A 5,447-nucleotide genomic window follows, 5' to 3' on the forward strand; every position below is an offset into this window, starting at 1 on the left:
AGAATCTGCCGGATAGTGTGGTGTTCAGGTGGGGTTTCTTCAGCATCAGGAAGTGAGTTTACAGCATTTAACATAAACGCTCCGATATTTTACAACATACACAGTAAGTTATTTATAGATCTTACAATGTAATTCTAACGATAAATAATTGGGGGTGGAAAGTTGTACTGGAATCCCGTTGTCGAAAAAATGAGTAAGAGTGAGCTTAAAGAATTGCAGGAGAGGAAGTTGAGGCAGACTGTGGAGTTTGCCTACCGATACTCCGAGTTTTATCGAAAACTGTACGACCAAGCCGGAGTGAAACCGGATGACATAAAGAGTTTGGAGGACCTCGAAAAGCTGCCTTTCGTCAAGAAGCAGGATTTGAGGGACAACTACCCCTACGGCATGTTTGCCGTTCCTTTGAAAGATGTGGTTAGAATACACGCTTCGAGCGGTACAACCGGAAAACCTACTGTGACTGGTTACACTTACTCCGACCTGGAGCTTTGGACAGAAAGCTTGGCGAGAGGGCTTTACGCTGCGGGAGTCAGGAAGGAAGATATCGTTCAGAACGCCTACGGTTACGGATTGTTTACCGGCGGACTGGGATTCCACTATGCTGCGGAAAAAATTGGAGCGACTGTAATTCCCGCATCGTCGGGGAACACTCAAAGGCAGATAGAGCTGATGAGGGATCTCGGCACGACTGTGATCTGTTGTACTCCAAGCTACATGATTTATCTTGCAGAATACGCTGAGAAGATGGGTGTAAGCTTGCAAAATGACACTAAACTTAGGATGGGCTTCTTCGGAGCTGAACCCTGGAGTGAGGAAACGAGAAAGAGAATTGAAGAGAAGACGGGCATAGATGCGATCAACGTCTATGGCACTTCCGAGATAAGCGGGCCGGTTGTGACGGAGTGCCACGAAAAAGCGGGAATTCACTTCTGGAGCGACATATTCATAATAGAAGTAATCGATCCGGAAACTGGCGAAAGGCTTGGGGAAGGGGAGAAGGGAGAACTGGTTGTGACAGTCTTAGGGAAAGAAGCTTTACCGATGATAAGGTGGAGGACCGGAGACATCACAGCGATAATTGAGGAGAAGTGCAACTGCGGAAGGTGGCATCCGAGGATAGAGAGGATTGTTGGAAGAGCGGACGACATGTTCATAGTGAGGGGAGTGAACGTCTTCCCGAGCCAGGTTGAGTATGCGCTAATGCAAGTGAAGGAAGTGAGCGAGCACTACCAGATCGTCCTTGAGAGGGACGAAGCAGGGCTTGATGTTATGACGGTTCTCGTGGAAATAAATCCCGAGTACAAGGACAAGGTTAGCTACGAGGCTGTCCAGAAAAAGGTGACTGAGACGCTCAAAAGCTACCTCAACGTCACGCCGAAGGTTGAAGTGGTAGAGCCGGAAACTCTGCCAAGGTTCGAAGGAAAGGCGAAGAGAGTCATCGACAAGAGGAAGGTGTAATGATCGCATTGATAATAGTCGACATGATCAAAGGAAATCTCCCTTTTTTTAACGAAGACCAACTTGCGATAATTCCCAACATCAAAAAAGTTGCCGAAAAAGTTAGAGAGAGCGGAAATCTCGTCGTTTATGCCAACGATAGCTACACAGAAAATGACTGGCTTTTCAGATTCATGAAGAAACATGCTTTAAGGGGAACGGAAGAGGTGGAGGTAATAGATGAGCTGAAACCCGAAAAGGGAGACATCGTCTTGGAGAAGAAGAGGTTCAGCGCTTTCTTCAGAACGGATCTGGATTTGATTTTGCGGGAGTACGGAGTTGAGAAAGTGGCAATAGCTGGAGTGAACACTCACGTCTGCGTCTTGGCAACTGCTTTAGATGCCATAAGCAACAACTTCGAAGCGATTATTCTGAAAGACTGCTGCGCTTCAAATAGAAGGGAATTGCACAACTTCATCGTGGAAAATTACAAGCTTATAGGACTTGAGGTAATGTCTTCGGATGAATTTTTGAAGGAAATTTCGCAGAGTTTATAATTCCCTCCCCAACTCCTCTTTTATGCTTGAGGGAATGAAAGTTATCGAGCTCGCCTATTTCTATCCCGGTCCTTACTGCACGCAGATTCTTGCTGAACTCGGAGCTGAGGTTGTTAAAATCGAACCACCTTCCGGAGATCCCATGAGGTATAGAAGCGAGATTTTCGCAGCATTAAACAGAAATAAGAAGAGCGTAGTTCTAAATTTAAAAGAGAAAGAGGATCTCGAAAGGTTCTACGAGCTCGTTAAGAAATCCGACGTCATCGTGGAAGGCTTTCGCCCGGGAATTGCTAAGAAGCTTGGGGTTGATTACGAGAGCGTGAGAGAAATCAATTCGGGAATAATTTACTGCTCGATCTCCGGCTTGGGTCAAGAAGTCAGTAAGCCTGTTCATGATATAAATGTTCTAAGTTTGACCGGAATATGCTTTATAGCCGGAAAGAAATTTGAAAAGCCGATAGATCCCAACGTCCAACTTTCGGATTTCGCCTCAGCTGTTTTTGCCGTAATCTCAATTTTGGCAGCTTACGTTAGGAAAATTAAGACCGGCGAAGGGTGTTACATAGATCTCAGCATGCTCGATTCTGCTTTAGCAGCAATTCCCCTGCATTCAGCAAGGTTGCTCAATGGAATGGATGTCGCAGAGGATTTCGTAGCAAATCCCGGGTATGACATTTATGAGGCTAAGGACGGTTTTGTTTCCGTAGGCATTTTGGATGAACCACATTTTTGGAAGGAGTTCTGCGAGAGGCTTGGATTGGAATACGGAGATGTTTCCTTTGACGAGAGATTGGAAAGAGCTGAAGAGGTAAGGGGAAGAATTGCAGAAAAAATCGGAAACAAAAAGGTCGAGGAGCTCGAAAAGATGCTTGAGAACGTACCTTTTGCAGCAGTAAAAGAATTACCAGGAAATAGAGAGATAATTTGCGAAGCTAAATATGATAGAACCTACAGAGTAGTTGGTTTTCCAGCCAAGTTCAGCAATTTTAAGCCGAAGAGAGATGGAAAAGTTCCGAAACTTGGAGAAGATAAGGTTTAAACAGTTGTTGAGAACGCAATTCTCTCTAAAACGTTTTACACTTTAGATCAGTATTTCTCCTCAGCTTTTCAGAATTTTTACGACCACAAAGCATAGAAAAAAGTGGGCAAGGGAAAGAATTGCAGATTCGATGAATACCAGGAAGGTTGAGAAGAAGAGGAACGCGAACCTACCGAGCTTCAGGACACTTCTGTAATCAACGAGGTGCAGAAAGTCCATCGCATGAGATGGAGTGCTCATAACCGAAGAGAAGCTCCACAGGAAAACGACGGCGAGAATTACCGAGAAAGACAAGAACATGTACGTTCTCTGCTTTTCCGTCGTTTCCCTTTCAAACGGGGTAATTGAAATTGTCATGCCGAGGGCTATTTGGGTTGCAAGAATAATCATGAGTGTCGTGCCGAGCATGGATGAATATTCAACAGGGAGCTTTGGCATGAAAGTCGTTATTGCTGACAGAAAGGCTGCAGTTGCGAGTATGATTGCAATTCTGCTGATGATTTTAAGTTTGCTGAGAATTCTGTAAACGGCGAGGGCGTAGAGCGTGAGGAGGAGAGAGGGTATGAGAAAAACCACGACGAGGAAGAATATGAGTCCTTCAACCACATCTCTTCACCTGTCTGGCTGAATACATCGTCCAAGCTATTCCAAATACTACGAGAGCTGCAAAGAAGTAGCTGAAAAAGCTTATCCATCCTTTCCTGATGTCGTTATAAATGCTTGTCGCCGCAAGAACGGATGTTGTGACAAGTCCGAAGATGTTCTTCTCCGTATCCGACATTCTCCTCACAACTCTGAACTCCAGAAGCAGGAAGAATCCTGCAACAGCCAGACCGATGATGATTTTTGCCTCAGCGCTGAAATTTGACGAGTCTATTACTAAAATTGCAAGAAATACCATGGCATAAATTAGCAGAGCATCCATCAATCTCCGCCTCTGAAATTCGGGCATTCCACGACACCTCTGTTAAAAGAAGGTAAATACCTTGTAGAGCGGGAGATTTACAATGCTCACGACTTCATCGATTCGGCAATCCTCACGAGCTCCTCCTTTTCGAGCTGTCCTGACAACATGATTACCACATTACCCTTCCTGAAAGCAAATACTTTGCTGCCGTAGAGCTCAGCGTAGATTCCCTCGCTCTCTCCGATCTTCACCTTTTCGCTGTTGGGGAGCTTTGGCATCTCATCTCCAGGACCCTCCATGATCGTCAAGACTCTGCCCTCTTTCTCGTAGGTGATGGAGACGATTTCACCTATTACTTGAACTTCCTTAAGCTCGTAGCCTGCCGTGTATTCGGGCACGAATACCGTGAAGTTAACGTGTTTTTTAGCCTCTTCAACGCTCTTGAACCTCTGGATTCCGAGATCCTTTTCCGTCTTGATCTTCGCCCCTTCGGGAATCCTGAACTCGAAGAGGTCGTCGCTCACCCCGGTGTTAAATTCAACATCGCTGTATTCCATAATCGTTTTAATTCCGTAGCTCTCCCTCTCTATTCTTAGCGGATACCAAAACTCCGCATCAACCCACATCTTGGCTCTCTCGTTACCTTTCTTCGACTTGAGCTCGATGATGAAGCAGTCCCTCCCGGCAACTTTTTCAGTTCCCAGAAGTTTCACATCGTACACCTCAAGCATGTTCCTCACGAGCCTTCCGTAGTCCGGGTTGAAAGACGTGCCGCTAACGTTCGTTACGAAAACTTCATTCTTTTTCTCGTTGTACGACCACATCTTCTCTCCGTTCGAGACTATCAGCATTCCCATCTCTTCGTTTCGTATCCACATCTTGTTGGGCTTCTTGAAGACGTATTCGTACTCCATCGTGAAGTTTCCGTTTTCTCTTACCATGGTATATCGGATTTTCCCTTTAAAGTCCTGTATGGAGTTATATTTCTCCTCCATCTTCTTCGCTATCTCTTCCGCACTCATCTGAGTGCAGCCAGCAAGAAGAACGAGGGCTATAAGAAGCACGAAGACTTTACGCATAATTTCAGGAGAAAGGTGAAATATATAAACTTTTCTTTTTCACAAAATACCATTGAGTAAACCAAAGCTACGACGGTAAACTCGACGGACGGATAATGGTAAGAATTAAAAACGCAAAGGCTGGCTACTGGTTCTTCAGGGTTTACGGTGAAGAGGTTATTGGAATTCAATCCTACTCCTTCGCTGTTTATGAACGCTAAAATTCCGTTTTTTGTTTCGTTGGCAATTCTCGTCCTTACGACGTCAGTCGTATCGGCATTTGAAGATGAGCCCGTAAACATAAGCGACGAAGAACTGAAGAAGATTCTCGAAGAAGACGATCTCGACGAGATTCAAATTTCTTTCTGGGAGCTTCCACTCTGGATCAAAATCCACTACATCGCTACGGTTGTCTTGGGTTTGCTGACAGCTTGGAAGCTGCTGCCGAT

The 5,447-nt window shown here is 45.2% G+C and carries 6 protein-coding genes and 1 pseudogene; 4 read left to right on the top strand and 3 right to left on the bottom strand.

Annotated elements, in window-relative coordinates; all coding sequences use genetic code 11:
• Positions 1–162: 162 nt before the first annotated feature.
• From F7C14_RS04425 to F7C14_RS04435, 3 genes are read left to right on the top strand one after another with little or no spacing between them, the layout of a single operon-like run.
• Complete coding sequence (locus F7C14_RS04425; RefSeq protein WP_290900239.1) at positions 163–1,458, top strand: phenylacetate--CoA ligase family protein; 1,296 nt, start codon at positions 163–165, stop codon at positions 1,456–1,458.
• The gene (locus tag F7C14_RS04430; RefSeq protein ID WP_290900240.1) at positions 1,458–1,994 is read left to right on the top strand and encodes a cysteine hydrolase family protein; all 537 of its coding nucleotides are present in this window, start codon (positions 1,458–1,460) and stop codon (positions 1,992–1,994) included. The genes F7C14_RS04425 and F7C14_RS04430 overlap by 1 nt, the downstream gene beginning before the upstream one ends.
• A gap of 22 nt (positions 1,995–2,016) precedes the next feature.
• Complete coding sequence (locus F7C14_RS04435) at positions 2,017–3,033, top strand: CaiB/BaiF CoA-transferase family protein (RefSeq protein ID WP_290900241.1); 1,017 nt, start codon at positions 2,017–2,019, stop codon at positions 3,031–3,033.
• Between the two features lie 60 nt (positions 3,034–3,093).
• Here F7C14_RS04435 and F7C14_RS04440 read toward each other — a convergent pair whose 3' ends face one another.
• From F7C14_RS04440 to F7C14_RS04450, 3 genes are read right to left on the bottom strand one after another with little or no spacing between them, the layout of a single operon-like run.
• Positions 3,094–3,639: a hypothetical protein gene (locus F7C14_RS04440; RefSeq protein WP_290900242.1), complete on the bottom strand. Its 546-nt coding sequence runs from the start codon at positions 3,637–3,639 to the stop codon at positions 3,094–3,096.
• Entirely contained in the window at positions 3,632–3,985 is a 354-nt protein-coding gene (locus F7C14_RS04445; protein WP_290900243.1) for a hypothetical protein, read from the bottom strand. Before F7C14_RS04445 ends, F7C14_RS04440 begins: the two co-directional genes overlap by 8 nt.
• A 59-nt stretch (positions 3,986–4,044) precedes the next feature.
• Positions 4,045–5,019, bottom strand: coding sequence for an outer membrane lipoprotein-sorting protein (locus F7C14_RS04450; protein WP_290900244.1), 975 nt, complete (start codon positions 5,017–5,019; stop codon positions 4,045–4,047).
• Positions 5,020–5,166: 147 nt separating this feature from the next.
• Here F7C14_RS04450 and F7C14_RS04455 point away from each other — a divergent pair.
• Positions 5,167–5,447 (top strand): annotated as a pseudogene (locus F7C14_RS04455) (hypothetical protein); the annotation flags it as partial.

Origin of the sequence: Ferroglobus sp. (assembly GCF_015521575.1) — an archaeon.
Classification (GTDB): Archaea; Halobacteriota; Archaeoglobi; order Archaeoglobales; family Archaeoglobaceae; genus Ferroglobus.